This is a genomic window from Streptomyces sp. NPDC003036, assembly GCF_040611175.1.
Classification (GTDB): domain Bacteria; phylum Actinomycetota; class Actinomycetes; order Streptomycetales; family Streptomycetaceae; genus Streptomyces.
On sequence record NZ_JBEXNO010000018.1, the window covers coordinates 86,687 to 112,330 of the forward strand.

General features: G+C 72.9%; 26 protein-coding genes and 1 pseudogene. 5 read left to right on the top strand and 22 right to left on the bottom strand.

The window, feature by feature from the left end:
* The 15 genes from ABZX67_RS15785 to ABZX67_RS15855 form a co-directional block, all read right to left on the bottom strand.
* Positions 1 to 1,200: a cytochrome P450 gene (locus tag ABZX67_RS15785; protein ID WP_355359898.1), complete on the bottom strand. Its 1,200-nt coding sequence runs from the start codon at positions 1,198 to 1,200 to the stop codon at positions 1 to 3.
* Positions 1,201 to 1,220: 20 nt separating this feature from the next.
* Positions 1,221 to 1,880, bottom strand: a complete 660-nt coding sequence (locus ABZX67_RS15790) for a response regulator transcription factor (RefSeq protein WP_355359901.1) — start codon at positions 1,878 to 1,880, stop codon at positions 1,221 to 1,223.
* A complete protein-coding gene (locus tag ABZX67_RS15795; protein ID WP_355360049.1) occupies positions 1,877 to 3,121 on the bottom strand; it encodes a histidine kinase in 1,245 nt (414 codons plus the stop codon). The genes ABZX67_RS15790 and ABZX67_RS15795 overlap by 4 nt, the downstream gene beginning before the upstream one ends.
* 135 nt (positions 3,122 to 3,256) lie before the next feature.
* Positions 3,257 to 4,141 carry an alpha/beta hydrolase gene (locus ABZX67_RS15800; RefSeq protein ID WP_355359904.1) on the bottom strand — a complete coding sequence of 295 codons (885 nt, stop codon included), beginning with the start codon at positions 4,139 to 4,141 and terminating at the stop codon, positions 3,257 to 3,259.
* Positions 4,142 to 4,231: 90 nt separating this feature from the next.
* The gene (gene kynU, locus ABZX67_RS15805; protein WP_355359907.1) at positions 4,232 to 5,440 is read right to left on the bottom strand and encodes a kynureninase; all 1,209 of its coding nucleotides are present in this window, start codon (positions 5,438 to 5,440) and stop codon (positions 4,232 to 4,234) included.
* A complete protein-coding gene (gene kynA, locus ABZX67_RS15810; RefSeq protein WP_355359910.1) occupies positions 5,433 to 6,278 on the bottom strand; it encodes a tryptophan 2,3-dioxygenase in 846 nt (281 codons plus the stop codon). The genes kynU and kynA overlap by 8 nt, the downstream gene beginning before the upstream one ends.
* 280 nt (positions 6,279 to 6,558) lie before the next feature.
* The gene (locus tag ABZX67_RS15815) at positions 6,559 to 7,542 is read right to left on the bottom strand and encodes a DUF3152 domain-containing protein (RefSeq protein ID WP_355359918.1); all 984 of its coding nucleotides are present in this window, start codon (positions 7,540 to 7,542) and stop codon (positions 6,559 to 6,561) included.
* Between the two features lie 103 nt (positions 7,543 to 7,645).
* Positions 7,646 to 8,059 (bottom strand): DUF3151 domain-containing protein, encoded by a 414-nt coding sequence (locus tag ABZX67_RS15820; RefSeq protein WP_355359921.1) that lies wholly within the window; start codon positions 8,057 to 8,059, stop codon positions 7,646 to 7,648.
* Positions 8,060 to 8,124: 65 nt separating this feature from the next.
* Complete coding sequence (gene fbaA / locus ABZX67_RS15825; protein WP_355359924.1) at positions 8,125 to 9,147, bottom strand: class II fructose-bisphosphate aldolase; 1,023 nt, start codon at positions 9,145 to 9,147, stop codon at positions 8,125 to 8,127.
* Positions 9,148 to 9,323: 176 nt separating this feature from the next.
* Positions 9,324 to 9,872, bottom strand: coding sequence for an orotate phosphoribosyltransferase (gene pyrE / locus ABZX67_RS15830; RefSeq protein ID WP_355359927.1), 549 nt, complete (start codon positions 9,870 to 9,872; stop codon positions 9,324 to 9,326).
* A 47-nt stretch (positions 9,873 to 9,919) separates the two neighbouring features.
* Positions 9,920 to 10,729: an aldose 1-epimerase gene (locus tag ABZX67_RS15835; protein ID WP_355359929.1), complete on the bottom strand. Its 810-nt coding sequence runs from the start codon at positions 10,727 to 10,729 to the stop codon at positions 9,920 to 9,922.
* A 19-nt stretch (positions 10,730 to 10,748) separates the two neighbouring features.
* Positions 10,749 to 11,582 (bottom strand): SRPBCC domain-containing protein, encoded by an 834-nt coding sequence (locus ABZX67_RS15840; protein WP_355359931.1) that lies wholly within the window; start codon positions 11,580 to 11,582, stop codon positions 10,749 to 10,751.
* Positions 11,583 to 11,615: 33 nt separating this feature from the next.
* Positions 11,616 to 13,166: a polyamine aminopropyltransferase gene (locus tag ABZX67_RS15845; protein WP_355360052.1), complete on the bottom strand. Its 1,551-nt coding sequence runs from the start codon at positions 13,164 to 13,166 to the stop codon at positions 11,616 to 11,618.
* A gap of 68 nt (positions 13,167 to 13,234) precedes the next feature.
* Complete coding sequence (locus ABZX67_RS15850; RefSeq protein ID WP_355359934.1) at positions 13,235 to 13,771, bottom strand: DUF2617 family protein; 537 nt, start codon at positions 13,769 to 13,771, stop codon at positions 13,235 to 13,237.
* Between the two features lie 323 nt (positions 13,772 to 14,094).
* Entirely contained in the window at positions 14,095 to 14,334 is a 240-nt protein-coding gene (locus tag ABZX67_RS15855; RefSeq protein WP_355359937.1) for a hypothetical protein, read from the bottom strand.
* Between the two features lie 486 nt (positions 14,335 to 14,820).
* Here ABZX67_RS15855 and ABZX67_RS15860 point away from each other — a divergent pair, with 486 nt between their 5' ends.
* A complete protein-coding gene (locus ABZX67_RS15860; protein ID WP_355359940.1) occupies positions 14,821 to 16,014 on the top strand; it encodes a pyridoxal phosphate-dependent aminotransferase in 1,194 nt (397 codons plus the stop codon).
* Positions 16,015 to 16,290: 276 nt separating this feature from the next.
* Entirely contained in the window at positions 16,291 to 17,343 is a 1,053-nt protein-coding gene (locus ABZX67_RS15865) for a hypothetical protein (RefSeq protein WP_355359943.1), read from the top strand.
* Between the two features lie 4 nt (positions 17,344 to 17,347).
* Here ABZX67_RS15865 and ABZX67_RS15870 read toward each other — a convergent pair whose 3' ends face one another.
* Complete coding sequence (locus tag ABZX67_RS15870) at positions 17,348 to 17,890, bottom strand: YbjN domain-containing protein (protein ID WP_355359946.1); 543 nt, start codon at positions 17,888 to 17,890, stop codon at positions 17,348 to 17,350.
* Positions 17,891 to 17,996: 106 nt separating this feature from the next.
* On the opposite strand from ABZX67_RS15870, the gene ABZX67_RS15875 reads away from it, so the two are divergent.
* Positions 17,997 to 18,449, top strand: a complete 453-nt coding sequence (locus ABZX67_RS15875) for a hypothetical protein (protein WP_355359949.1) — start codon at positions 17,997 to 17,999, stop codon at positions 18,447 to 18,449.
* A 27-nt stretch (positions 18,450 to 18,476) separates the two neighbouring features.
* On the opposite strand, the gene clpB is transcribed toward ABZX67_RS15875, so the two are convergent.
* Positions 18,477 to 21,077: an ATP-dependent chaperone ClpB gene (gene clpB, locus ABZX67_RS15880; protein WP_355359952.1), complete on the bottom strand. Its 2,601-nt coding sequence runs from the start codon at positions 21,075 to 21,077 to the stop codon at positions 18,477 to 18,479.
* A gap of 115 nt (positions 21,078 to 21,192) precedes the next feature.
* On the opposite strand from clpB, the gene ABZX67_RS15885 reads away from it, so the two are divergent.
* Positions 21,193 to 21,606: a TIGR03618 family F420-dependent PPOX class oxidoreductase gene (locus ABZX67_RS15885; protein WP_355359955.1), complete on the top strand. Its 414-nt coding sequence runs from the start codon at positions 21,193 to 21,195 to the stop codon at positions 21,604 to 21,606.
* Between the two features lie 117 nt (positions 21,607 to 21,723).
* Here the strand turns inward: ABZX67_RS15885 and ABZX67_RS15890 are convergent, their stop codons facing one another.
* Together ABZX67_RS15890 and ABZX67_RS15895 are read right to left on the bottom strand one after the other, a co-directional pair.
* Complete coding sequence (locus ABZX67_RS15890) at positions 21,724 to 22,041, bottom strand: (2Fe-2S)-binding protein (protein ID WP_073756807.1); 318 nt, start codon at positions 22,039 to 22,041, stop codon at positions 21,724 to 21,726.
* Entirely contained in the window at positions 22,038 to 22,319 is a 282-nt protein-coding gene (locus tag ABZX67_RS15895) for a hypothetical protein (protein ID WP_355359959.1), read from the bottom strand. The genes ABZX67_RS15890 and ABZX67_RS15895 overlap by 4 nt, the downstream gene beginning before the upstream one ends.
* 131 nt (positions 22,320 to 22,450) lie before the next feature.
* On the opposite strand from ABZX67_RS15895, the gene ABZX67_RS15900 reads away from it, so the two are divergent.
* Positions 22,451 to 23,431 (top strand): helix-turn-helix transcriptional regulator, encoded by a 981-nt coding sequence (locus tag ABZX67_RS15900; protein WP_355359962.1) that lies wholly within the window; start codon positions 22,451 to 22,453, stop codon positions 23,429 to 23,431.
* Between the two features lie 180 nt (positions 23,432 to 23,611).
* Here the strand turns inward: ABZX67_RS15900 and ABZX67_RS15905 are convergent.
* The 3 genes and pseudogenes from ABZX67_RS15905 to dnaJ form a co-directional block, all read right to left on the bottom strand.
* Positions 23,612 to 23,983: pseudogene (locus ABZX67_RS15905) on the bottom strand (DUF4232 domain-containing protein); the annotation flags it as partial.
* Positions 23,984 to 23,999: 16 nt separating this feature from the next.
* The gene (locus ABZX67_RS15910) at positions 24,000 to 24,452 is read right to left on the bottom strand and encodes a helix-turn-helix domain-containing protein (RefSeq protein ID WP_355359965.1); all 453 of its coding nucleotides are present in this window, start codon (positions 24,450 to 24,452) and stop codon (positions 24,000 to 24,002) included.
* A 7-nt stretch (positions 24,453 to 24,459) separates the two neighbouring features.
* Positions 24,460 to 25,644 (bottom strand): molecular chaperone DnaJ, encoded by a 1,185-nt coding sequence (gene dnaJ, locus ABZX67_RS15915; protein ID WP_355359968.1) that lies wholly within the window; start codon positions 25,642 to 25,644, stop codon positions 24,460 to 24,462.

Sequence of the window (25,644 nt, forward strand, 5' to 3'; positions counted from 1 at the left end):
TCAGACCTCCACCGATATCCCCTTCAGCCCACGGATCACGAAGTGTGACCCCCGCTCCGGCTCCTCCACGAGCCGCAGCGTCGGCGCGCGCTCCAGCAGTGCCGTCAGCGACGCGGCCAGCTCGACGCGGGCCAGCGGGGCGCCGAGGCAGTAGTGGATGCCCGCGCCGAAGGAGACGTGGGGGTTGTCCCGGCGGGACAGGTCCAGCGTGTCGGGGTGGTCGAAGGCTGCCGGGTCGCGGTTGGCGGAGCCGAAGAGCAGGGCGACCTCGGAGCCGCGCGGGATGGTGGTGCCATCGATCTCGATGTCGTCCAGCACCCAGCGCTCGAAGAGCTGGAGCGGGGTGTCGTAGCGGAGGAGTTCCTCCACAGCTGTGGACAACTCGACCTCGCCCGCCCGCAGGGCCGCGAGCTGCTCGGGGTGGCGGAAGAGGGCCCACCAGCCGTTCACGGTGGTGTTGACCGTCGCCTCGTGGCCCGCGTTCAGCAGCAGCACGCACGTGGAGACCATCTCCTGCTCGCTGAGCCGGTCGCCCTCCTCGTACGCGGCGACCAGCGCGCTGATCAGGTCCTCGCCCGGCGCCGTACGCCGCTCGGCGATCAGGCCCCGCAGGTACGCGGAGAACTCGACCGACGCGGCGACGGCCGCCCGCGCCGTTTCCTCCGACGGGTTCAGCTCGAACATCCCGCAGATCGCCGCCGACCACGGCCGCAGCAGCCCCCGGTCCGACTCCGGGATGCCGAGCATCTCCGCGATGACCGCGACCGGCAGCGGCTCGGCGACGGCGGTCAGCAGGTCTCCCCCGCCCTCCACCACCAAGGCGTCCACCAGCTCGCCGGCGAGCCGGTCGACGTACGGCCGCAGCCGCTCCACCGTCCGCGGCGTGAACGCCTTCGACACCAGCCGCCGGATCCGCGTGTGGTCCGGCGGCTCCAGGTCCAGCATCCCGTGGTCGTTGAGGGTGTGGAACGGCTCGTGCGCGGCCGGGGGCGGCGTGCGGCCGAAGTCCGCGTCCGTGAAGCGGTGCCGGTACGTCCGCCCCAGCCGCCGGTCCCGCAGCAGCGCGGACACATCGGCGTGGTGCGGCACCAGCCACTGGCGCGTCGGCTCGAAGAAGTGCGCCCGGCCCCGGGCGCGCAGCTCGGCGTAGGCGGGGTACGGGTCGGCCACGAACTGCGGGGACCACGGGTCGAAGTCCATGCGCCGACCTTACGCAGCGCTCAGCCCGGCGTCACCAGCCTCGCCTCGTACGCGAACACCGCCGCCTGCGTCCGGTCCCGCAGCCCCAGCTTCACCAGGACGCGGCTCACATGCGTCTTGATCGTGGACTCGGCGACGACCAGACGGGACGCGATCTCGGCGTTCGACAGGCCCTGCGCGATCAGCACCAGCACCTCCGTCTCGCGCTCCGTCAGGTCGCCGACCTGCGCCGACGCCGGCGCCCGCGGCGGCTCGGCCCGCTGCGCGAACTCGGTGATCAGCCGCTTGGTGACGGTCGGCGCCAGCAGCGCCTCGCCCGCCGCCACGACCCGTACGCCGTCCGCCAGCTGCCGCGCCGAGGCGTCCTTCAGCAGGAAGCCGGACGCTCCGGCGCGCAGCGCCTGGTACACGTACTCGTCCAGGTCGAAGGTGGTCAGCACCAGCACCTTCGCGTCGCCGTCCGCCGCGACGATCTCGCGGGTGGCGTCGATGCCGTTCATCTCCGGCATGCGGATGTCCATCAGGACGACGTCCGGGCGCAGCTCCGCGACCCGCGCGATGGCCTCGCGGCCGTTGACGGCCTCGCCCGCGACCTCGATGCCGGGCATGGCGTTCAGCAGGACGGAGAAGCCCTCGCGGACCATCATCTGGTCGTCGACGATCAGTACGCGGATGGTCATGCCGGATCCTTCACCGCGGGCACCGGCAGGAACACCGCGACTTCGTAGCCGCCGTCGTCCGTCGCCCCGGCGGTCATCTCGCCGTCGAGCATCGCCACCCGCTCCCGCATGCCCGTGATCCCGTGACCCGGTCCCGGTGAGGGCTTCACCAGTCCCTTCGCCGGGCCGTTGACGATTCTGAGGCCCAGGCCGCCGAGGACGTACGCCACCTCCACCTTCGCCGCCGCGCCCGGCGCGTGCCGCAGTACGTTGCTGAGCGCCTCCTGCACGATCCGGTACGCGGAGAGCTCCACGCCCTGCGGCAGCTCCCGCACCGCGCCGGTCACCGCCGACTCGACGGCGAGGCCCGCCTCGCGGACGTTGGCGACCAGCCCGCCGAGGTCGGCGAGGGTCGGCTGCGGGGCGTCCGGCGCCTCGTAGTCCTGGGCCCGTACGACGCCAAGGACGCGGCGCAGCTCGGTCAGCGCGGCGACGGCGTTCTCGCGGATCGTCGCGAACGCCTGCTCCAGCTCGGGCGGCGGGTTCTCCACCCGGTAGGGCGCGGCCTCCGCCTGGATGGCGACGACCGACATGTGGTGGGCGACCACGTCGTGCAGCTCGCGGGCGATGGTCGTGCGCTCCTCCAGCAGGGTGCGCATGGACCGCTCCCGCTCGGTGACGGACTGCTGGGCGGTGATCTCCTGCCGGGCCTCGCGGCGGGTGTGCAGCACGGCGACGACCAGCAGGACGAGGGCGGACATGACCATCATGGGCGCGGTCTGGTTGCCGCTGCCGTGGCTGAGGACGGCCTCGCAGAAGAACCCGTAGATCCCGGTCAGCGCCCACATCCACACGGCGGCGCGCGGGCGGGTCCGGGCCGCCGCCACGGTCAGCACGACGAGGTGCGCGCCGAAGCTGGTGGGGGCCCAGGGCCAGCCGTCCCAGAAGCCGGAGAGAACGCTGACGAACGGGGCGGTCAGCAGCGACAGCCAGAAGGCGGCGACCGGCCGGACGAGCGTGAGCAGGACGGCGGCGGCCGGGACGAGCCCGGTGACCGGCTGGCCGTCCGTGTACCCGAGGCCGAGGACCACCAGGGCGGCCCCGACCACGAGGGCGTGCGGGAACCACGCGAGGTAGCCGCGTATCAGGCGTGGCAGCCGCCTGGTCACCGGTCCGTCCGTCCCCATCGGCGGGAGCAGCCGGTAGGCGAGGGCGTCGTCGAGGAGCTCACGGCGCAGGCCCTGGAGCAGGCCGTGCGCCATCCGGTACTCCGGGCTGCGGGTCTTGGTGTCGGTCACGCCGTCCACCGTAGGCGCGCGCCCGGGCGGCGGTCGTCCCCTTCGGTGCGGATCCTTCCGGGTCCGTCCCAGGTACTACCGGGTACTACCGGGCTCCCCTCACCAGGCCAGCTGGGCGATCTCCTCCGCCACCACCGCGCACGCGTCCGCCGCCGGGTCGATCAGCGGGAAGTGGCCCACGCCGTCCAGCAGCGTCAGCCCGACCATCTCGCCCGCCCTGGCCGCCGCGTCCACGTACGCCTCGGCGACGGCCTGCGGGACGACGGTGTCGTCACGGCCCTGCACCACGGCCGTGGCGATGCCCGTCGGCAGCAGGGCGGCCGGGTCGGCCACAGCCGCCCGCTCCTTCCATTCCGCCTCGCCGCCGAGCAGCTGGGACACCGCACCGCCGCAGACGTCCAGCTCCACCGCGCGCTCGAAGTGCGCGATGGGCGCGAGGGCGACGACGCCGCGCAGCTCGGGCGGCGCGTCGAGGCGCCAGGGCGAACCGGCGGGCAGGACATGCCGGGCGGCCGCCCACAGCGCCAGGTGGCCGCCCGCCGAGTGCCCGGTGACGACCGTGCGCCGCGGGTCGGCCTGCGGCAGGTGGGTGCGTACGAGCCCGGGCAGGGCGTCGAGCGCGGCGGCCACGTCGTCGAAGGTCTCCGGCCACCGCCCGGCGACCGGGCCGTTGCCCCGGGGCGCGGGGATCTCGCCGCCCCGGCGGTACTCGACGTTGGCGACGGCGAAACCGCGGCGCGCCAGGAAGTCCGCGAAGGGCGTGACGTGGCGGCGGTCGTACGGAGCCCGCCAGGCGCCGCCGTGCAGCACGACGACGAGCGGCGCGCACTCGCCCTGGCGCGGGGCGTAGAAGTCCACGACCTGGTCCGGGTGGTCACCGTACGCGGCGGTGGAGTCCGGGTCGACGGCCGGATGCGACAGGGCCGACGCCTCCTCGGCGGCGTCGCGAGCGGCGCGTGCGGCGCGTGCGGCAGGGTCGGGCATGGTTGCTCAACCTTTCGGTGACGGGGCCGAATTGGCCTGACCTGCGGGGACGGTACCAGGACTGGCGCCCCCGCAGATCAGGGCCGAACATCAGCCCGTACGCCCCGAAAGAACGTCCACGAGCACGTCCGCCAGCACGCGCGCCGCCCGCTCGGTGTCGGCGAACCCGACGTACAGCGGCGTGAAGCCGAATCGCAGCACGTCAGGGCGGCGCAGGTCGCCGACGATGCCCCGGGCGATGAGCTCCTTCATCACGGCGGGAGCCTCCGGGCAGCGGAACGCGACCTGGCTGCCGCGCTCGGCGTGCGCCTCGGGCGTCACGGACGTGAGCCGGCCCTCGGGGACGTACGCGCGCACGCACTCCAGGAAGAAGTCCGTCAGCGCGAGGCTCTTGGCCCGTACGGCCTCGATGGACACCCCGTCCCACACGTCCAGCGCCGCTTCCAGCGCCAGCATGGAGAGGATGTCGGGCGTGCCGACACGCCCGCGCACCGCGCCCTCGGCCGCCGCGTACCGCGGCTCCATGGCGAAGGGGTCGGCGTGCGAGGTCCAGCCGGGCAGCGGGGAGTCGAAGCGCGGCTGGTGGCGCTCGGCGACGTACAGGTACGCGGGCGCGCCGGGGCCGCCGTTGAGGTACTTGTACGTGCAGCCGACGGCGAGGTCCACGCCGTGCGCGTCCAGGCCCACCGGGAGCGCGCCCGCGCTGTGGCACAGGTCCCACACGGCGAGGGCGCCGGCGGCGTGGATCGCCGCCGTCGTGCCGGGCAGGTCGTGGAGGCGTCCGGTGCGGTAGTCGACGTGGTTGACCAGTACGGCGGCGGTCCGCGGGCCGACGGCGGCCGGCACGTCACCGGGCGCGGCCGGCACCAGCCGCCTGCCGGTCATGCGGGCGGCCGACTCGGCGAGGTAGCCGTCCGTGGGGAACGTCGTCGCGTCGACCAGGATCTCGTCGCGGTCCTCGCCGGCCAGCCGTACGGCCCCGACCAGCGCCTTGAAGACGTTGACGCTCGTCGAGTCACCGACCACCACCTGGCCGGGCGCCGCGCCGACGAGGGGCGCGATCCGGTCGCCGATCCGCTCGGGCGCGGTCCACCAGCCGCTCTCGTCCCACGAGCGGATGCGCAGCTCGCCCCACTGGCGGTTGATGACGTCGGCCACGCGGTCGGGCACGTGGCGGGGCAGCGCGCCGAGCGAGTTGCCGTCGAGGTAGACACCGTCGTCGAGCGCGAACAGCTCGCGGTGCTTGGCCAGTTCGTCCTTGGCGTCCAGCAGGGACGCCCGGTTCCGGAGTTCAGACATGACTGCGCGCCGTCCACAGCTCGGGGAACACGTTCTTGCGGGCCCGCTTCTCCAGCCAGGCCACCCCGGCGGAGCCGCCCGTGCCCGTCTTGGAGCCCATCGCGCGGCGCGTGGCCACGAGATGGTCGTTGCGCCACCGCCACACCAGCTCGGCGACGTCCGTCAACGCCTCGCCGAGGCGCACGAGTTCGCCGTTCTGGTCCGGGTCCGCGTAGACGCTCGCCCAGATCTCCTCCACGGCCTGCGACGGCTCGTACCTCTGCGACAGGTCGCGGTCGAGGACCTCCGCCGGCACCGGCAGGCCGCGCCGCGCGAGGAGCCGCAGCACCTCGTCGTACAGGCTCGGCTCGTACAGCGCCTTCTCCAGCTCGGCGTGGACGCGCGGCGCGCCGCGGTGCGGCACCAGCATCGACGCGGACTTGTCACCGAGCAGGAACTCCAGCCGCCGGTACATCGCCGACTGGAAGCCGGAGCCCTCGCCGAGGGCGCTGCGGTAGGAGTTGAACTGCGCGGGGGTCAGCTGGGCGAGCGGCGTCCAGGAGGCGTTCAGCGCCTCCAGCTCGCGCACGGAGCGCTTCAGCGCGTCCATCGCGACGGGGAGGCGGTCCTCGCGCAGGGCGCGGCTCGCGGTCTCCCACTCGTGGACGATGACGGTGAACCACAGCTCCATGACCTGGGTGGTGACCAGGAAGACCATCTCTCCCGGATCGTCCGAGAGGGGGTGCTGGAGGTGGGTGAGGACGTCCGCCTGGACGTAGTCCTCGTACGGCGTCGTGCCTGCGAAGTCGAGGTTCGGGGTGTCCGAACCGGCCGCGGAGGCGTCGGGGGAAGTAGACATCGCTGTCTCCATCAATGCGTGCTACCGGGTAGCGGTCTGCCCCCCTTTTGGGCGCTCGGTTCGCCTCCGGGGCGCTCAAGCGTGCGTCGACGGTCGATCGTGCTCGGCCGCTCGTACCTCGCGACCTCCGCGCGTTCTCCCTTTCGACGCCCGCGCGCCCCTTTGGCTCACTCGCGAGTGTCCCGGCAGGTAGGGCCCCGGTCCCCTCGGGATCGCACACGCGTGCGCCTGCACGGTGTCTGTGTGCGACCCCAGTCGCATCATGACACGACCGGCTTCCTCACACGATCGGCCCCGTGAGGTACCGGCCGTCCTCGGCGTACGGCCAGGCGTTGGAGACGCAGCCGTCCAGGCCCTTGATCTGCTGCATCATCACCGGGGCGGGCTGCCCGGGGCCCGGGCAGCCCATGTGCTGCCGGATGCCTATCTCGTGCCCGATCTCGTGGTTGATGATCAGGTGCCGGTACTCGGCCGGGGTACCGGCGAACGTGGGCGAGCCGAGCATCCAGCGCTTGAGGTTCACGACGACGCCGTCGACGGTCTCGCAGTTCAGCTCGCCGCCCGTGTCGAGCCCCTGCGCCCCGCACAGCGCGTCGGCGGTGTCGGGGGTGGCGATCCGGATGACGAAGTCGGCGTCCTCCGTCACCAGCTGGAAGGAGCCGCGGCCGTGCGCGGCCCAGCCCCGCGGGTGCGCGAGGATCCCCTCGATCTCCTGAGCGGCCTGGGCGGCGGAGATCTCCAGGCCGCCGACGCCGTCGATGCCGTCCTCGACCTGGACGCGGTAGCGGCGCAGCGGGCCGGTGCCGACCTTGTCGCCGCCGGTGCGGGCGGTGGTGAAGGTCCCGGCGCCGGAGGACGGCACGGAGGACGGCACCGCGGCCGGGGGCTGCTGCTCCGGGGGCCGGGCCTTGCCGGGCTCCGGGGCGCGGGGCGAGGCGCTGCGGCTCGCGCGCGGCGAGGCGGCGGCGGACCGGTCGGGCGACGCGCTCGGCGGCGCCGGCTCCTCCAGCGGAGTGCCGGCGGGCGGCGCGAGGGTGCTGCCGGCGTTTCCGGGGCGGCCCGCGGCGGTCGGCTCGTCCGTGCCGCCGTCCCGCCACTGCGCGACGGCGGCGGCGCCGCCGAGGCAGAGGGTCACCAGGCCGAGGGCGAGCAGCACCCTCGGGACGGCGGAACGGCGGGCCGCACGGCGGGTGCCGCCGCGCCGTCTGCCGCCACCGCCCTTGCGGCGACGGCCTCCTGTGGGTGCGGCGGCACGTTTGCCCACGAGTGATCTTCCCCCCGGTGATTCGCTGGCTTGTGCGATCGTACCGGGCGGTAGACGGCTGGGCGGGGCCCGTCGTGGAGGCGGGCCGCGCCTTCGGGGCGGGTCAGCCGAGGGTGTCGGCCGCGAGGGGCGAGGAGTCGCGCAGGAACGTCGAGCAGCGCTCGTACTCCTCCTGCTCACCGATCGCCTGCGCGGCGCGCGCCAGGGCGTGCAGGGCCCGCAGGAAGCCCCGGTTCGGCTCGTGCTCCCACGGCACCGGGCCGTGGCCCTTCCAGCCGTTGCGGCGGAGGGCGTCCAGGCCGCGGTGGTAACCGGTCCTGGCGTACGCGTACGACTCCACGACCCGGCCGGCCTGGAACGCGTCGTCGGCGAGCTGCGCCCACGCCAGCGAGGACGACGGGTACTTGGCGGCGACGTCGGAGGGCGCGGCACCGGAGGCCAGCAGCTCGCGCGGCTCCGGGTCGTCGGGGAGGTGCGTGGGGGGCGGACCGCCCAGCAGGTTCTCGTGAAGGGACATGCCCCTAGTGTCACAGGCCCGGCACCGCGGGAGCGATGCCGGGCCTGTGTCGGACGATCAGGTCGTTACTTCAGCTTGGTGCCGGTGGAGCGCAGCGCCGCGCACGCCTCGGTGACGCGCTGGGCCATGCCCGCCTCGGCCAGCTTGCCCCAGGTGCGCGGGTCGTAGGTCTTCTTGGAGCCGACCTCGCCGTCGACCTTCAGCACGCCGTCGTAGTTCTTGAACATGTGGTCCGCGACCGGACGGGTGAAGGCGTACTGGGTGTCCGTGTCGATGTTCATCTTCACGACGCCGTTCTCCAGCGCGGTGGAGATCTCCTCCTGCGTGGAGCCGGAGCCGCCGTGGAAGACGAAGTCGAAGGGGTTGGCCTTGCCGAAGCGCTCGGCGACACCCTGCTGGAGGTCCTTGAGCAGCTCGGGGCGGAGCACGACGTTGCCCGGCTTGTAGACGCCGTGGACGTTGCCGAAGGAGGCGGCCAGCAGGTAGCGGCCCTTCTCGCCCAGGCCGAGCGCCTCGGCGGTGCGGATGGCGTCGTCGACGGTGGTGTACAGCTCGTCGTTGATCTCGTGGGTGACGCCGTCCTCCTCGCCGCCGGTCGGGGTGATCTCGACCTCAAGGATGATCTTCGCGGCGGCGGCCTGCGCGAGCAGCTCCTGGCCGATGGCCAGGTTGTCGGCGAGGGTCTCGGCGGAGCCGTCCCACATGTGGGACTGGAACAGCGGGTTCTCACCCTTGGCGACGCGCTCGGCGGACAGGGCGAGCAGCGGACGCACGTAGCCGTCCAGCTTGTCCTTCGGGCAGTGGTCGGTGTGGAGCGCGACGGTGATGTCGTACTTCGCGGCGACGATGTGCGCGAACTCGGCCAGGGCGACCGCGCCCGTGACCATGTCCTTGCTGTACTGGCCGCCCAGGAACTCCGCACCACCGGTCGAGATCTGGATGATGCCGTCGCTCTCGGCCTCCGCGAAGCCCCGCAGGGCCGCGTGCAGAGTCTGCGACGAGGTGACGTTGATGGCCGGGTAGGCGAACTTGCCTGCCTTCGCCCGGTCGAGCATCTCGGTGTAGACCTCGGGGGTTGCGATGGGCATCTGTCCGCTCCTTGTGATGTGCGGTTGCGTTCGTTGCTATCCCTGACCTGGGGGCGACGTCATCGTCGCACTCATCATCCCAGACGGGGGCCCGAGCTCCACCGGCGCGTGCCAAGAGGGGCGGTCCGTTTCACGTGAAACAGACCGCCCCTCGGCAACACCGCAGGTCAGATACGTCAGGCGAGACCGAGCTCGTCGAGGGCGTACGCGTAGAGGTACGGCACACCCGCCGTCTCGCTGATCTTCTCCGCCGCGCCGGTGGCCCGGTCGACGATCGTCGCCACGGCGACGACCTCCGCGCCCGCCTCGCGGACCGCCTCGACGGCCGTCAGCGGCGAACCGCCGGTGGTGGAGGTGTCCTCCACGACGAGGACGCGGCGGCCCTTGATGTCCGGGCCCTCCACACGGCGCTGCATGCCGTGCGCCTTGGCCGCCTTGCGGACGACGAAGGCGTCGAGCTGCCGGCCGCGCGCGGCGGACGCGTGCAGCATCGAAGTGGCAACCGGGTCGGCGCCGAGGGTGAGGCCGCCCACCGCGTCGTAGTCGAGGTCGGCGGTCAGATCGAGCATGACCTGACCCACGAGCGGTGCGGCAGCGCCGTCCAGGGTGATCCGGCGCAGGTCGACGTAGTAGTCGGCCTCCAGACCCGAGGAGAGGGTCACCTTGCCGTGCACCACGGCCTTGTCCTTGATCTGCTGCAGCAGCTCGGCACGTACGTCAGTCATGCCCCCGAGCTTAAGCGCCGCCGCTCACCGCCGCTGACAGCCACCGCTCACAGCCGCCGCCACGCCCAGGTGGACTCGATCTCCAGCGGCTCGATGGGCGTGACCAGGCGCGGGTGGGTGTTGAGGCCGTTGGGCGGGCCCGACTGGGGCTCGACGCAGACGGCTTCCTCCTGCTCGTCGTAGACGACCACCCACTCGGCGCGGCTGGTGACCTTGAGCTCCAGGCGCCCGGGCCAGGTGAGGGTGACGTCCACGCCGTCGGGCATGCCGAAGCAGTCGTCCCAGGGGCCGGTCCGCGGGTCGATCCGGCGCCCGGTGGGCAGGTGGTCGTCCCCGCGCTCCTCCTGCCAGGCGGCGGTGAAGTCGAGGCGCACCTCCTCGCCGTCACCGTCAAGGGTGCGGTTGAACCAGGGGTGCCAGCCGGCCTGCGCCGGGAAGGAGTCGCCGTACGTCTCGACGCCGAGCCGCAGGGTCAGCGCGTCCTCGGTCAGCTCGAAGATCTGGGTGACCCGCCCCGGGTACGGCCACGGCTCGGCGAGGTCGTACGTGAACGCCGCCTCCGCCTTGTCGGCGCGTGCGGTGTGCCAAGCGGCGTCGCGACCGGTGCCGTGAATGGCGTGCGGGGGCGCGTTCAGGCGCAGCTGGTGGCGCGTCGCGCCGTTCAGGAACCGGCCGTTCGCGACCCGCCCGCACCACGGCACCATCGGGAAGGAGCCGTACCGCTCGCCCTGCCGGAGCAGTTCCGTGCCGGCGATACGGAGGCTCTCGATACGGCACCCGTTGTCCGGGCGGACGGTCAACTCCGCGTCTCCGGCCACGAGCCGGACGCGCGCGCTCTCGGCGCTGCTACTGGTCACGTCAGTCACACCACCGACACTACTTCCGCCGGTTCCGGCGCCGCAGCGCGCGCCCGGCGACCACGGCGGACGCGAGCGCGAGCGCGGCGGCGGGGGCCAGCCACCGCAGGGTCGCGGTGGCCGACGCGGCCTCCGGACCCGGCGTGGGCGCGTAACGCCCGCGCGGCGGCGCGTGGTCGACCTCCTCGGCGCTGCGCCCGATCATGGTCCGCCGCGCGTGCGCGGCCTCGGCGGGGGGCTCGTCCGGCCCGAACGCGTCGGCGTCCTCGTCCTCGTCCGCCGGGGAGTCCAGGGCGGAGGGAGGCACGGGGGTGTCGTACAGCCGCGTCTCGGCGCCCTCGTCGACCCCGTCGTCGTCGACGTCGACATCGTCCACGTCAACATCGTCCTCGTCCTCGTCCGGAGAGGCGGACCAGTCGGGGGCCGTGGCCGTGTTCGCCAGGGACTCGGCGAAACGGTCCAGCAGGCGGTGTGCCGTGGCGGCCGTCGCGTCGGCCGGGAGTTCCGCCAGGCGGCCGTCCGCCCGGAGGGTCGCGGTGATGGCGAGCGTCGTGCCGCCCTCGGCCTCCGCCGGACGCACCGTCATGGCCAGCTTCACCGAACCGGAGCCGCGCACCTCCGTGCCCTCGCCCTCGACGGCGTACACGCCGTCCTCCTGCTCGGTGACGCGCAGGGTGCCGCGGTAGGTGATCGAGTGACCGCCGGCGCGCACCTTGAGGCGGCCCGACAGCGGGCCGGCCGACGCGTCGGCGTCCTGTTGGAGCCCTGGGACGCAGCGGGCGACGCGGGCGGGGTCCGCCAGGACCTCGCGGACGGCTTGCACGGTGACCGGAACGAACACCTCATGCTCCATGGGAGCCGAGCCTACCGACGCCCGGCGCTCACGTCACTCGGCGTACCGCGGGTGTACCAGCGTGGAGGGCGGCAGCTCCCCCGCGGGGGCGGGGCCGGAGCAGTGCCCGGGCGGCGCGCCCGGCGAGGGCGGCGGGCCGGACACCGCCGCGAGGAGGAACCCCCAGTCGCCCGGCGCCGCCCCGCCGCCCGTGGAGCGGTCGGGCCCGGCGGCGAAGCCGGAGCGCCTCCCCGCGACGCAGTACGCCCGGGTCGAGAAGCCGGCCGCGCGCAGGGTGGCGTCCACCGTCCAGTAGGCGTGCGGCCGGGACGCCGACGGCCCCGCGTGGACGGCGAGCCGCCCGCTGTCGTCGAGCGCCCGCGCCGCCAGGCCGTAGAACTCCTGGGAGTAGAGCTTGGTGGAGGCGGTGATGCCGGGGTCCGGCAGGTCCGACAGCACCACGTCGTACACCCCCGGCTCCGCCGCCTCGCGCAGCCAGCGGAAGGCGTCGGCGTGCACCACCCGCACCCTCGGGTCGGCGTACGCGCGGTCGTTGAGCCGCGCGAGGGCCGGGTCCGTGCGGGCGAGGCGCACCACGCCGGGGTCCAGCTCGACCACCGTCACCGCCTCGACGTCGGCGTACCGCAGGACTTCGCGGAGCGCCAGTCCGTCGCCTCCGCCGAGGATCAGCACGCGCCCGTGCCGCCCGCGCATCGCCGGGTGGACCAGCGCCTCGTGGTAGCGCCGCTCGTCGTGCCCGCTGACGCGCAGCCGCCCGTCCAGGAACAGCTCCGGCGGCTCGTCCGCCCCGCCCGTGAGCACCACTTCCTGGACGCTCGTCTGGACGGCGACCCGCACCCGCTCGCCGTACACCGCCCGCCGCGCCGCCCGCTCGAAGTCGTCGACCAGGGCGGCCGCGGTCGCCAGCACTCCCAGGACCACCACATTGGCGATGGCGAGGAGCCACCGCTCACGGCCCGTCAGGTCCCGTGCGAACAGCCACAGCACGAGCGCCCCGCCCGCGACCACGTTGACGGCCCCGGTGAGCAACGCGCTGGTCAGCTGCCCCAGCCACGGCAGCAGGAGGAAGGGGAAGGCCAGCCCGCCGACGAGCGCTCCCACGTAGTCCGCGGCGAAGAGATCCGCGACCGTGCCGCCCGGATCCTGCTCGGGGCGGTGCGAGATCCGCTGGATCAGCGTCATCAGCAGCGGTATCTCGGCGCCGATCAGCACGCCGATCGCGAGCGAGAACGCGACGAGTGCCTCCCGCGCCCCGCCCGCCCACGCGAACGCGGCGTACAGCACCAGCGCCGAGCAGCCGCCGACCAGCGCCAGCGCGGCCTCGACGAGACCGAAGCCGACTGCCGCGCGGCAGCGCAGCCGCTTGGCGAGCAGCGCCCCCACGCCCATCGCGAAGACCATCACGGACAGCACGACGGACGCCTGAGTGACGGAGTCCCCGATGAGATACGACGCGAGGGCGACCAGCTCCAGCTCGTACACCAGCCCGCAGGCGGCGCAGACGAAGACCGCGAACAGCACCAGGAACCGCCCCGCGCGCTGCCGCAGGGGCAGGGCCGCCGCGGCCCGCGCGGACGGCGGCACGGCGGTGCGGGAGGCGGACGGTGCTTCGATCACTCCATAACGCTACGTCGCGCCCTGGTGACCACTCGTCACCCACACGGGTGGACTTCCCGCGGTGCAGGCATACGGACGCCCACCCTCGTCCTGGTGACGACCAGCTGCCCCTCCTGCGGGTACGCGTGCCAGGTGCGCCACCGCACCTGGCCTTCCTGCCGCTGCGCCAGCATCGCCGTGAAGGCGTGCGGCGAGCCCGGGAACGTACCGGCGAGGCCGTGGGGATGGTCCGCCACGAGCGCGAGCAGCTCCTGCGCGCGCCCGGCGAACGACCCCTCGGACAACGTCTCGACGCGGGCGGCGAACTCGTACTCCCACGCACCGATCCGCTCGGCCACGCCCAGCGGCAGCGGCGTGCTGCTGCCCGGCATGCAGGCCACGGTCTCCGAGCATCTGCCCCGCTCCTCCTCCAGCAGGACCTGGTGCGAGGCGCCGAGAAGTCTCAACTGGATCGTGGCGCCGCCGAGTTCGAGATCGAGCACGGCGAGGGCGGGCAGCGCCTCGCGCCCCAGCGCCCAGGCCAGGTCGTCGGCGCGCGTGTCGGTGTACGCGGTGTTGAGCGTCGTGAGCATGGGTCGTCTCCGCAAACACGGTTTGACGGGTGGACGGGGGCGTCCCGGGAAGGCTTCAGAGGGACCGGCGCATCTCCGCCTCGGGGTCCACTCACGAGGTCCGAGGACTGGATGGTTTCGACAGCGAGGGAATCACGAACTGCGAGTGACTCACAGCGGTTTTACCCAACTTGCTGTGGTTTCCATCCCTTGGGGGGCCTGACGGTTCAACTGTTCAACATAAATGGACCGGTAGACCCTACAAACGGTCAACGCAAGGGAGCCCGGCGCGAGTTGTGCGGCGCCGGACCCCCTCAGTGGTGTCGCGGACCGGCTGCCCCGTGTCAGCCGCCTCCGCCACCGCATCCGCCCCCTCCGCCACCACCACCGCCGCCGCAGGAGGAGGAGCTGCCGCCACAGGACGAGCCACCGCCGCACGAGGAGCCTCCCCCGCCCCCCGCCCACCAGCTGTTGCCGCGCCGGCGCGAGCTCCGCGGCCGGCCGCCGCTGTCCCCGGCGCGCGCGGCGAGCACGATCACCAGCGTGGCCAGGCCCGCCGCGACCACGATCGGACCGATGTCCATGGGCTTCCCCTTCCCCCGTCGTCATACGTGAGTGGGGGATGCCCCCACCGTCCCCCGCCCCAATCGGAATTGAGCAAGTCCAGAGGTTTCAGCTGCACCCGCCCCCGCCGCCACCGCAGGACGAGCCGCAGGAGCTCGAACAGGACGAGGAGCTGGAGCACAAGGCGCCGGAGGAGGAGCTGGAACAGGACGAAGAGCCGGACGACGCGCCGGACGACGCGCCGGACGCGCTCGACGAGGAGCGGGCCGGCTTCGCCGGCGTCCTCGGCACGTACGGGCTATCACCCGCCCACCAGCTGCCGCTCCCGCTGCCCCGTATCTCCTGGACCCTCTCCTCGGACCTGACGACCGCCAGGACCACACCACCCACGATGGCGACGACCGCCGCCACATACAGGATCGCTTCCATGGCGGGGGGATCCCCCGGCCACACGGCGGTGAAAGCAGACTTGAGCCAGTCCAGAGGTTCGGCTCAGGATGGCCGCCATGACACTGCCGCCGCGACCGCCGCGCCCCCTGCTGAACCGCCGCCTCGCCGCCTTCGGCACGACGATCTTCGCGGAGATGTCCGCGCTGGCCGTCCGCACCGGCTCCATCAACCTGGGCCAGGGCTTCCCCGACACCGACGGTCCCGAGGAGGTCCGGGAAGCGGCGGTGCGCGCCCTGCGCGACGGCCGCGGCAACCAGTACCCGCCCGGCCCCGGCATCCCGGAGCTGCGCACCGCCGTCGCCGAGCACCAGCGCAGCCGCTACGGCCTGGCGTACGACCCCGACACCGAGGTCCTCGTCACGGCCGGCGCCACGGAGGGCATCGCGGCGGCCCTGCTGGCACTGGTCGAGCCGGGCGACGAGGTGATCGCGCTGGAGCCGTACTACGACTCGTACGCCGCCTGCATCGCGATGGCGGGCGGCACCCGCGTCCCGGTCATGCTGCGGCCGTCCGGGGACCGGTTCACGCTCGACCTGGACGAGCTGCGGGCCGCGGTCACCGACCGCACCCGCCTCATCCTGCTCAACACCCCGCACAACCCCACCGGCACCGTCCTCACCCGCGAGGAGCTCGCCGCCATCGCCGCGCTCGCCGTCGAGCGCGACCTGCTCGTCGTCACCGACGAGGTGTACGAGCACCTCGTCTTCGACACCGCCGAGCACGTGCCCCTCGCGACCTTCCCCGGCATGCGCGAGCGGACCGTGACCCTGTCCTCCGCGGGCAAGACGTTCTCGTACACGGGCTGGAAGGTCGGCTGGGTGACCGCGTCCGCCCCGCTCGTGACGGCCGTCCGCACCGCCAAGCAGTACCTCACCTATGTGAGCGCGGGCCCCTTCCAGTACGCCGTCGCCGAGGCGCTGCGCCTGCCGGAGGCCTACTTCACCGGCCTCCGCGCGGACCTGGGCGCCAAGCGCGACCTGCTCGCCGGCTCCCTCGCGGAGGTGGGGTTCCGGGTCTTCCGGCCGCAGGGCACGTACTTCATCACCGCCGACATCACCCCGCTCGGCGAGAAGGACGGCCTGGCCTTCTGCCGGAGCCTGCCGGAGCGGTGCGGCGTGGTCGCGGTGCCGACGATGGTCTTCTACGACGACCCGGAGGCCGGCCGCGCCCATGTGCGGTTCGCCTTCTGCAAATCGGAGGGACTGCTCCGCGAGGCGGCGGACCGGCTCCAGGCGCTCAAGCGGCTGTAGCCGCTCGTCGGGCCGCTGTCACGGCGACACGCGCGCGGGGGACCCGGCCGGGGCGGCGACCACCCGGGCGGATCCTCTGCGCTCGCGCCGCCGCCGTGCTCCGCACAGGGTCGGGGTGAACCGTCCCGCGCACGCGCACGGAGGTGCACCCTGTCCGCCGAGACGTCCGCCGAGACCTTCCGCCCCGGCGCGCCGAGCGCGGCCTGGCGGCCCCTCGCCGCGCTGCACCGGGCCGCGCCCGCGCTGGGGCTGTTCGCCGCCGCCCGGCTGACCGGGATGCTGGTGATGGCGCTGTGGGCCTGGCACACCGGCCGCTCGCCGCGCGCGCTGCTCGCCGGTTCCTGGGACTCCGACTGGTACCTGCGGATCGCCGCCCACGGCTACGGCAGGACGCTGTACTGGCCGGACGGCGCGGTCCAGTCCGACCTGGCGTTCTTCCCGCTCTACCCCGGGCTCGTCCGCGTGGTGACGGCGGTCCTGCCGGTCACGGGCGGCACCGCCGGGCTGCTGGTCTCCTGGACGGCGGCGGGCGCGGCCGCCTGGGGCATCTTCCGGATCGGCGAGCGGCTGTACGGGCGGGGCGTGGCGACCGCGCTGGTGGCGCTGTGGGGGCTGCTGCCGCACTCGATCGTGCTGTCGATGGCGTACACGGAGCCGGTGATGACCGCCTTCGCGGCCTGGGCGCTGTACGCGGTGCTGACCCGGCACTGGCTGTGGGCGGGGGCGCTCGCGGCCCTGGCGGGCGCGGCGCGCCCGAACGGGGTCGCCGTCGCGGCGGCGGTGGTGGTGACGGCCGTCTGCGCCCTGGTGCGGGACGCACGCAGCCGGACCGACTGGCGGGTGTGGGCGGGGGCCGCGCTGGCCCCGGCCGGCTGGGCGGGCTACGTGCTGTGGGTGGGCGCGCGCCGCGGCGATCTGCTGGGCGGCTACTTCGCGGTGCAGGCCGGCTGGACGTCGCGGTTCGACTTCGGGGTCGGCACCCTGCGCTTCGTCCGCACCGTCGTCACCCGCCCCATGGACCTCGGCTTCACCATGTCGCTGGCGCTGACGGCCGTCGGGGTGGTGCTCCTCGCGCTCTTCCTGCTGGACCGGCCGCCGCTGCCGCTGGTCGTCTACACGGCGGTGCTGGTGGTCATCGCGGTCGGCGGCTCCGGGTTCTTCGAGTCGAAGCCGCGTTTCCTGCTGCCGGCGTTCCCGCTGCTGGTGCCGGTGGCGTACGCGCTGCGGAAAGCCCGGCCGGGGGCGGCGGTCGTGGTGACCGCCGCCCTGGCCGGGCTGTCGTTCGCCTACGGGGCGTACGTGCTCACGCTCGCCACCATGGCCCTGTGACCGCCTATTCGGCGTCCCCGTCCGGGCCGCCGGCGCCCTCGGCGCCCTCCAGGCCGAACTGCTCCACGAGCCACTTGTCGAACTCGATGGACGCCCGCACCCAGCTGACCGTCGACTGCACGAAGTGCTCCAGGTTGACCCCGGTGCCGATCAGCATCTGTGCCTCGCCGATGAGCCGGACGGTGGCGCCGCCCTGCTCGTCCTCGTGCAGGTGCGAGTAGACCTTCGGCCACAGGGTGCGGCGGTTCCAGTCGTCGATCGTCTCGAGGATCTTCTCCTTGTTCTCGACCGGGTGCGCCCGGTCGTAGAAGGTCCGCACCGAGTAGACCTGCTGGTCGCCCTCGCCGCGGAACATGAAGTACGTGCGGAACTCCTCCCAGGGCGCCGCGAGGTCGCCCTCGTCGTCGACGACGTACTTCAGCTCCATCTGCTCGAGGAGCTGCTTGACGAGATCCTGGTCCGGGACGACGGGGCCCGCCGGTCCTGCGGCCTGCTGCGGCTGGGGCTGGCCCCCGAAATTCGGAATCGAGGACGGGTCGATGCTCACCGTGAATTTCCCTTCGTACGATTGCGGCCATCCTCTCCCATCCCCGCCCGGACGTGGCAAGCGCGGACGGCGGCGATCCGCTGCCGGCTGACATGATTCCGTGCTCATGACGGGGAAGAGCGGAAAAGAAGAGAAGCGGCGCGGTACGCGCTGGGGATGGATATGCCTGGCCCTGCCGGCGGTCCTGGGGCTGCCGGCCGGCTGTCTCGCGTGGGGCGCGTACTCCCTGAGCGAGTCCGGCCGGGAGCAGCCGGTGCCCTGTGACAAGGCGATGGCCTACGCCCGGGGCGCCCTGCCCGAGGGCGCCCGCGACGCCCGCTGCTCGGGCGCCCACTGGCAGGACACCTACGTCAGGGCCGAGTTCCGGATGGAGCGTGCCGCCGCGGAGCCCTGGATCGCGAAGACCTGGCCGGCGGCGGAGCCCCGCGCCGGGTCCTGCGACACGGACCTGTGCCTGCACGCGGAGTACGGCGACGCGGACCTCTCGGCCGTGGGCCTGGAGGTGACGTACGAGGACGGGGAGACCGCCCTCGTACGCCTCTTCGCCCACGGCACGTAGCGCCGGTGCCTTCCGCCGGGCCTTGCGCTACCGCACCGCGCCCACGACCAGGCCGTCGTCCGCGCGGTCGACGCGGACCGTGTCGCCGTCCCTGACCTCGCCCGCGAGGATCTCCTTGGCGAGGCGGTCGCCGATCGCCGTCTGGACCAGGCGGCGCAGCGGGCGGGCGCCGTACGCCGGGTCGAAGCCCTCGATGGCGAGCCAGTCCAGGGCCTCGGGGGTGACGTCCAGGGTGAGGCGCCGCTCGGCGAGGCGCGCCGCCAGGCGTGCGATCTGGAGCTTCGCGATGTGGGCGAGCTGCTCGCGGTCGAGGGCCGAGAAGACGACGATGTCGTCCAGTCGGTTGAGGAACTCCGGCTTGAAGGAGGCGCGGACGACCTCCAGCACCTGCTCCTTCTTCTGCTCCTCCGGGGTGACCGGGTCCATCAGGAAGTGGCTGCCCAGGTTGGAGGTGAGGATGAGGATGGTGTTGCGGAAGTCGACCGTACGGCCCTGGCCGTCGGTCAGCCGTCCGTCGTCCAGGACCTGGAGCAGGATGTCGAAGACCTCCGGGTGGGCCTTCTCCACCTCGTCCAGCAGCACCACGCTGTACGGGCGGCGGCGCACGGCCTCGGTGAGCTGGCCGCCCTCCTCGTAGCCGACGTAGCCGGGGGGCGCGCCGACGAGCCGGGAGACGCTGTGCTTCTCGCCGTACTCGCTCATGTCGATGCGGACCATGGCCCGCTCGTCGTCGAAGAGGAAGTCGGCGAGCGCCTTGGCCAGCTCGGTCTTGCCGACACCGGTGGGGCCGAGGAAGAGGAACGATCCGGTGGGCCGGTCGGGGTCGGAGATCCCGGCGCGGGTGCGGCGGACCGCGTCCGACACCGCCCGTACGGCCTCGGTCTGGCCGATCAGGCGGCGGCCGAGCTCGTCCTCCATGCGCAGCAGCTTCTGGGTCTCGCCCTCCAGCAGGCGCCCGGCCGGGATGCCGGTCCAGGCGCCGACCACGTCGGCGATGTCGTCGGCGCCGACCTCGTCCTTGACCATCGTGCTCTTCCGGTCACCGGTCTTCGCCGCTTCCTGCTCGGCCTCGGTGGCCGCCTCCAGCTCCCGCTCGACGGCCGGGATCTCGCCGTACAGCAGCTTGGACGCGGTGTCGAAGTCGCCGTCGCGCTGGGCGCGCTCGGCCTGGCCGCGCAGGTCGTCGAGCTTCTCCTTCAGCTCACCGACGCGGTTGAGGCCCTGCTTCTCCTTCTCCCAGCGGGCGGTCAGGCCGCGCAGCTCCTCCTCGCGGTCGGCGAGGTCGCGGCGCAGCTTCTCCAGGCGCTGCACGGACGCGGGGTCGGACTCGTTCTTGAGCGCGAGCTCCTCCATGCGCAGGCGGTCGACGGAGCGCTGGAGCTCGTCGATCTCGACGGGCGAGGAGTCGATCTCCATGCGCAGCCGGGACGCGGCCTCGTCGACGAGGTCGATGGCCTTGTCCGGCAGGAAGCGGGAGGTGATGTAGCGGTCCGAGAGCGTGGCCGCGGCGACGAGCGCCGAGTCGGCGATCTGGACCTTGTGGTGGGCCTCGTACCGGCCCTTCAGGCCGCGCAGGATCGCGATGGTGTCCTCGACGCTCGGCTCGGCGACCAGGACCTGCTGGAAGCGGCGCTCCAGGGCGGGGTCCTTCTCGATGCGCTCGCGGTACTCGTCGAGGGTGGTGGCGCCGACCATGCGCAGCTCGCCGCGGGCGAGCATGGGCTTGAGCATGTTGCCCGCGTCCATGGCGGAGTCGCCGCCGGCGCCCGCGCCGACGACCGTGTGCAGCTCGTCGATGAAGGTGATGATCTGGCCGTCGCTCGCCTTGATCTCGGACAGGACGGTCTTCAGCCGCTCCTCGAACTCGCCGCGGTACTTCGCGCCCGCGACCATCGCGCCGAGGTCGAGCGCGACCAGCCGCTTGTTCTTCAGGCTCTCCGGGACGTCGCCCTTGACGATGCGCTGGGCGAGGCCCTCCACCACGGCGGTCTTGCCGACGCCGGGCTCGCCGATGAGCACGGGGTTGTTCTTGGTGCGGCGGGACAGCACCTGCACGACGCGGCGGATCTCCTGGTCCCGGCCGATGACCGGGTCCAGCTTCCCTTCGCGGGCCGCGGCGGTGAAGTCGGTGCCGAACTTCTCGAGGGCCTTGTACTGGCCCTCCGGGTCCGGTGTGGTCACGCGGCGTCCTCCCCTCGCCTTCTCGAAGGCGTCCAGCAGCTTGCGCGCCCCGGCGCCCTGCCGCTCCAGCAGTTCGCCCGCCGGGCCGCCCTTGGCGGCGACCCCGATGAGCAGGTGTTCGGTCGACACGTAGTCGTCGCCGAGCTCCTTGGCGCGCTGCGTGGCGTCGGCGACGACGGCGAGCAGGTCGCGGTTGGGCTGGGGCGGGGCGACGGTGGAGCCGGTGACGCTGGGCTGGGCGGCGAGCAGCCGCTCGGCACCCGAGCGCAGCGAGGCCTGGTCGGCGTCGACGGCGGCGAGCAGGTCGATGATGTTCTCGTTGTCCTGGCCCTCGAGCAGCGCGAGCAGCAGGTGCGCGGGGGTCAGGTCGGGGTGCCCGTCGGACACGGCACGGCTGGTGGCCGCGTTGAGCGCGTCCCGGCTCCGGTTGGTCAGCTCGGCGTCCACGTCGACGTCTCCTCCTCTTCTTCCATTCCTGGCTTTGACTCATCCAACGTACACAAAGTTGAGTCTATTCCACTCAAGCTGGCTCGCGGAAGCCACCCCCGGTAGGTTCCGGCACATGGCCATAGACCCCCGTAACCCCGGCGACTCGTACCTCGGCTTCTGGCGCGAGTACCACATGTGCACCCTCACCACGCCCCGCCCGGACGGCACACCGCACGTCGTCGCGGTGGGCGTGACGTACGACCCCGAGGGCGGCGAGAAGGGCATCGCCCGGGTGATCACCAACAAGCACAGCCGCAAGGTCGCCAACGTGCTCGCGGCGGGCGCCGACGGGGCGCGGGTCGCGGTCTGCCAGGTCGACAAGGGGCGCTGGGCCACGCTGGAGGGCGTGGCCCGGATCCGTACGGAGCCGGACGTCGTCGCGGACGCGGTCGCCCGGTACGCGGAGCGCTACGGCCGCACACCCTCGCCCAACCCCGACCGGGTCGTCATCGAGATCGCACTCACGCGCGCCATGGGCCGCGCCTGACCCGGACACAACAGGTCCAAGAAGGCAAAAAGCACAGCGGCACCATCGTGTTCAGGTCACGATGGTGCCGCTGTGTGGGGGAAGCACCTGAGCGATTTACAACGACGGGGGAACCGCTCAGGCGCTGCGGGGGGTGGCGGTGGTGGTCTCCGGCTCGACGAGCTGGTGGTCACGCTGGTCGAGGTTGACGAAAATCATGCCGTAGCGAATGGCGCACCGGACGGGCTGTGGGGCCCCGCGGGGCCGGCGCAGGCAGCGGTAGGCGCGGATGTCCTCGTCGTCGCCTCGCGTGATGACGATGGGCTCACCGAAGAGGGTGACCATCAACGAATCGCCACTGTGCGGCACGGCCGTGACGAGGTCGATGAAATGCCACCCGGAGCGGTAGGCCGACGCCATCTCGCGACGGAAGCGCGAGTCGTCGGGAACGTTCATGCGCCCGCGGACCCCCAACCGGGATCGTTGGCGGCCGGAGCGGTCCCGCCCCAGCCCGGGTCCAGGGCTTCGGCGGCGAGCGGAGCCTTCGCACCCCAACCGGGGTCCAGGGCTTCGGCGGCGAGCGGAGTCGCTCCACCCCACCCGGGGTCCAGGGCCGCAGCGACGTGCGTCGTCCCCGCGCCCCAGCCGGGATCCTCGGCGGACACCGCGATTCCCACCCCTGCAGCAGCGAAGAGCGCGACGCCGGCGACGGCGTGTATGAGCTTCTTGGCCATGACCGAGCAACCTCACTTGACGGTAATTCATCCCGCTCCCCCGCAGTCATGACGATGACTCACTCCCCACGCTTTCACCACTGGCTCAATGCATCATGTTCCTGAATCGGAAAAAGCCTGGGGGTGTACATATGCAACCGGATCGGGATGGACACGGACATCCCCATAGTCACTTCGAGCTCTGCGAGACGGGTTCCCAGCTCTACGCGGACGCTCTTCGCGCCGGGCGCATCGCGCGTGCCGAGGTCGCGCCGGCCCCGTGTCTCCTCGACCTGGACCTGCTGCGACCGGACCCCGACGACGCACAGTGGCTGCGGCCCGTGCCGCCGTCCACGGCGCTGGCCCACCTGATACTGCCGATAGAGAAGGAGATACAGGAGCGCAGACGGCTCACCCTCGCCCTCGCCGACGCTTTCGAGCCATTCATGGCGGTCAGCGCGCAGATGCCGTCCACCACCCACGCCATCAGCGTGCTGGAGGGCCTGAAGCGCATCAACGCCAGCCTGGACCGCGCCGTCGCCGACTGCTCGGTGGAGCTCCTGACCGTACAGCCCGGCAGCGGCCGCAGCGCCCACACCTTCGGCGAGGCCCTGCGCCGGGTACGGCCGCTCCTGGGCCGGGGCATCAAGATGCGGACCCTCTACCAGCACACGGCCCGCCACCAGCCCATCACCCTGGCCTACCTGGAGCGCATCGGGCCCGAGGTGGAGGTGCGCACGCTGGAGGAGATCATCGACCGGCTCATCATCGTGGACCGGAAGGTCGCCTTCGTCCCCGCCAGCCGCGACCGCCAGGTCGCCCTGGAGCTGCGCCACCCGGGGCTCGTGGAGTACCTGGTCGGCGTCTTCGAGCAGTTCTGGCTCCAGGCCATCCCCCTGGAGAAGCCCGTCACCTACGAGCCCCACCCCCACGGCATCAGCGGCGTCCAGCGCTCCATCGCCAAACTGCTCGTCGAGGGCCACGTGGACGAGGCGATCGCGCGGCGCCTCGGCATGAACGTCCGCACCTGCCGGGCGCACATCGCCAAGCTGGCCTCCGCGCTCGGCAGCGGCAGCCGGGCGCAACTCGGCTACCTCATCGCCCAGTCCGGCATCCTGGAGCACGGCGACTGACCGACGGGACCGATCGACCGGACCGATCAGCCCGCAGGCCTGGCCCACGCGGTGGTCTCGACCGCGTCGGTGTGGCCGAGGTCCAGCGGGCCGCCGTCGCCGGGCGCGACAGTCCGCGGCGGGACGCAGCACGAACGCCGAGGGCCGCGCCCTGGTGTCGAGGTTCGAGCCGAGCCGTACGGTGACGTCGTGCTTCCGCCGCTCCGCGTCGAGGACTTCGAGCGCGGGGTAGCCGCTCACCTCGAACGGCTCCGTACCGCAGTTGAGCAGCGTCACCCCCATGCCCCGCACCCCCATGGCGGCGTTCACCAGGCCCGCGGAGACCCGTACGCCGGAGTCCGGGCACGCGCCGGCCGCCTCGGCAGCCGCCTCGGGCGCCGGAGAGGCCGTCGTACGGACCGGCAGAGGCCCGCCGCGCCCCTCTCGTCGTCGCAGGCCGCCACGAGGGCCGCCAGAGCCACCAGCAGCGCCGCCGTCGGCAGGCGTCTCGGGGTACGCGTCCGGACAGCCTAAAGGCCCCCTCCGTACGCCGAAGGGGGCCCTTGGGAACAGCTGTTGCCGCTCGGGATTACTGCTCGGCTCGCTTGGTGGCCGGACGCCACACCACCAGCGCGCTCGCCTGCTGCACGTCCTGGTACGGCACGAGGTCGCGCCGGTAGGAAGCGTGCACCTGGGCCTCGCGCTGGCGCATCGCCGCCGCCGCGCCCTCGACCGCCGCGCTGAGCTCGGCGACCCGGGCCTGGAGCGCGGCGACCTGGTTCTCCAGCTCGATGATCCGCTTGATGCCGGCCAGGTTGATGCCCTCGTCCTGCGACAGCTGCTGCACCTGGCGGAGCAGCTCGATGTCGCGGGCGGAGTAGCGCCGGCCACGGCCCGCCGTACGGTCCGGCGAGACCAGACCGAGCCGGTCGTACTGCCGCAGCGTCTGCGGGTGCAGCCCGCTCAGCTGGGCCGCCACCGAGATGACGTAGACCGGCGTGTCATCGGTCAGCTCGTACGGATTGCGTCGACGTCCGTCCATCACCATCTCAAGCCCCCTTCGCGGCCTGGAACAGCTCAGCTCGCGGATCCTCACCCGCCATCGCCTGACGGTACGTCTCCAGCGCCTCGCGCGCCTTGTCGTTGAGGTCCTTCGGCACCGCCACCTCGACGGTGACGAGCAGGTCCCCGCGCGTACCGTCCTTGCGCACCGCGCCCTTGCCGCGGGCGCGCATCGTACGGCCGTTGGGCGTACCGGCCGGGATCTTCAGCGTGACCGGCGGCCCGCCGAGGGTCGGGACCCTGATCTCCCCGCCGAGCGCCGCCTCGTCGTACGAGACCGGCACCGTGACGGTGAGGTTGTCGCCCTTGCGGCCGAAGACCGGGTGGGCGTCCACGTGGACCGCCACGTACAGGTCGCCGGCCGGGCCGCCGCGCTCGCCGGGCGCGCCCTTGCCCCGCAGCCGGATCCGCTGCCCGTCGGCGACGCCCGCCGGGATGCGGACCTGCATGGTGCGCGAGGACTTGGCGCGGCCGCTGCCGTGGCACACCTCGCAGGGGTTCTCCGCGATCAGGCCGCGGCCCTTGCAGTCCCGGCAGGGGTCGGTGAGCGAGAAGCCGCCGCCCGTGCCGCGCGACACCTGGCCGGTGCCGACGCAGGTCGGGCAGACGCGCGGGGTGCCGTTCTTGTCGCCCGTGCCCGAACAGGCCTTGCAGGGCTGCTGGCTGGACATCCGCAGCGGGACCGTGGCCCCGTCCACCGCCTCGGTGAAGCTGAGCGTCACCTCGGTCTCGATGTCCTGGCCCCGGCGCGGCTGCGTCCGCGCGCCGGCACCGGGCCGGGCGCCGCCGCCGAAGAGCCCGCCGAAGACGTCCCCGAGCCCGCCGCCGAAGCCGCCGGCACCGCCGCCCCCGCCCTGGGCGCCGCCGAAGAGGTCGCCCAGGTCGAAGTTGAAGGTGCCGCCGGCGCCGCCGGGGCCGGGCCGGAAGCCGCCGTTGCCGAAGAGGGCGCGGGCCTCGTCGTACTCCTTGCGCTTCTTGGGGTCGCCGAGGACGTCGTTCGCCTCGGAGATCTCCTTGAAGCGCGCCTCGGCGGCGGCGTCGCCCTTGTTGGCGTCCGGGTGGAACTCGCGGGCGAGCTTCCGGTACGCCTTCTTGATCTCCGCCTCGGTGGCGTCCTTGGGGACGCCGAGAACCTTGTAGTAGTCCTTCTCGACGAAGTCCTTCGTGCTCAT

Coding starts and splice junctions, on each gene's coding strand:
- ABZX67_RS15785 (WP_355359898.1), bottom strand. CDS start 1,200: ATGGACTTCGACCCGTGGTCCCCGCAGTTCGTGGCCGACCCGTACCCC.
- ABZX67_RS15790 (WP_355359901.1), bottom strand. CDS start 1,880: ATGACCATCCGCGTACTGATCGTCGACGACCAGATGATGGTCCGCGAG.
- ABZX67_RS15795 (WP_355360049.1), bottom strand. CDS start 3,121: ATGGCGCACGGCCTGCTCCAGGGCCTGCGCCGTGAGCTCCTCGACGAC.
- ABZX67_RS15800 (WP_355359904.1), bottom strand. CDS start 4,141: ATGCCCGACCCTGCCGCACGCGCCGCACGCGCCGCTCGCGACGCCGCC.
- kynU (WP_355359907.1), bottom strand. CDS start 5,440: ATGTCTGAACTCCGGAACCGGGCGTCCCTGCTGGACGCCAAGGACGAA.
- kynA (WP_355359910.1), bottom strand. CDS start 6,278: ATGTCTACTTCCCCCGACGCCTCCGCGGCCGGTTCGGACACCCCGAAC.
- ABZX67_RS15820 (WP_355359921.1), bottom strand. CDS start 8,059: ATGTCCCTTCACGAGAACCTGCTGGGCGGTCCGCCCCCCACGCACCTC.
- fbaA (WP_355359924.1), bottom strand. CDS start 9,147: ATGCCCATCGCAACCCCCGAGGTCTACACCGAGATGCTCGACCGGGCG.
- pyrE (WP_355359927.1), bottom strand. CDS start 9,872: ATGACTGACGTACGTGCCGAGCTGCTGCAGCAGATCAAGGACAAGGCC.
- ABZX67_RS15840 (WP_355359931.1), bottom strand. CDS start 11,582: ATGGAGCATGAGGTGTTCGTTCCGGTCACCGTGCAAGCCGTCCGCGAG.
- ABZX67_RS15850 (WP_355359934.1), bottom strand. CDS start 13,771: ATGCTCACGACGCTCAACACCGCGTACACCGACACGCGCGCCGACGAC.
- ABZX67_RS15855 (WP_355359937.1), bottom strand. CDS start 14,334: ATGGACATCGGTCCGATCGTGGTCGCGGCGGGCCTGGCCACGCTGGTG.
- ABZX67_RS15860 (WP_355359940.1), top strand. CDS start 14,821: ATGACACTGCCGCCGCGACCGCCGCGCCCCCTGCTGAACCGCCGCCTC.
- ABZX67_RS15865 (WP_355359943.1), top strand. CDS start 16,291: ATGCTGGTGATGGCGCTGTGGGCCTGGCACACCGGCCGCTCGCCGCGC.
- ABZX67_RS15875 (WP_355359949.1), top strand. CDS start 17,997: ATGACGGGGAAGAGCGGAAAAGAAGAGAAGCGGCGCGGTACGCGCTGG.
- ABZX67_RS15885 (WP_355359955.1), top strand. CDS start 21,193: ATGGCCATAGACCCCCGTAACCCCGGCGACTCGTACCTCGGCTTCTGG.
- ABZX67_RS15890 (WP_073756807.1), bottom strand. CDS start 22,041: ATGAACGTTCCCGACGACTCGCGCTTCCGTCGCGAGATGGCGTCGGCC.
- ABZX67_RS15895 (WP_355359959.1), bottom strand. CDS start 22,319: ATGGCCAAGAAGCTCATACACGCCGTCGCCGGCGTCGCGCTCTTCGCT.
- ABZX67_RS15900 (WP_355359962.1), top strand. CDS start 22,451: ATGCAACCGGATCGGGATGGACACGGACATCCCCATAGTCACTTCGAG.
- ABZX67_RS15910 (WP_355359965.1), bottom strand. CDS start 24,452: ATGGACGGACGTCGACGCAATCCGTACGAGCTGACCGATGACACGCCG.
- dnaJ (WP_355359968.1), bottom strand. CDS start 25,644: ATGAGCACGAAGGACTTCGTCGAGAAGGACTACTACAAGGTTCTCGGC.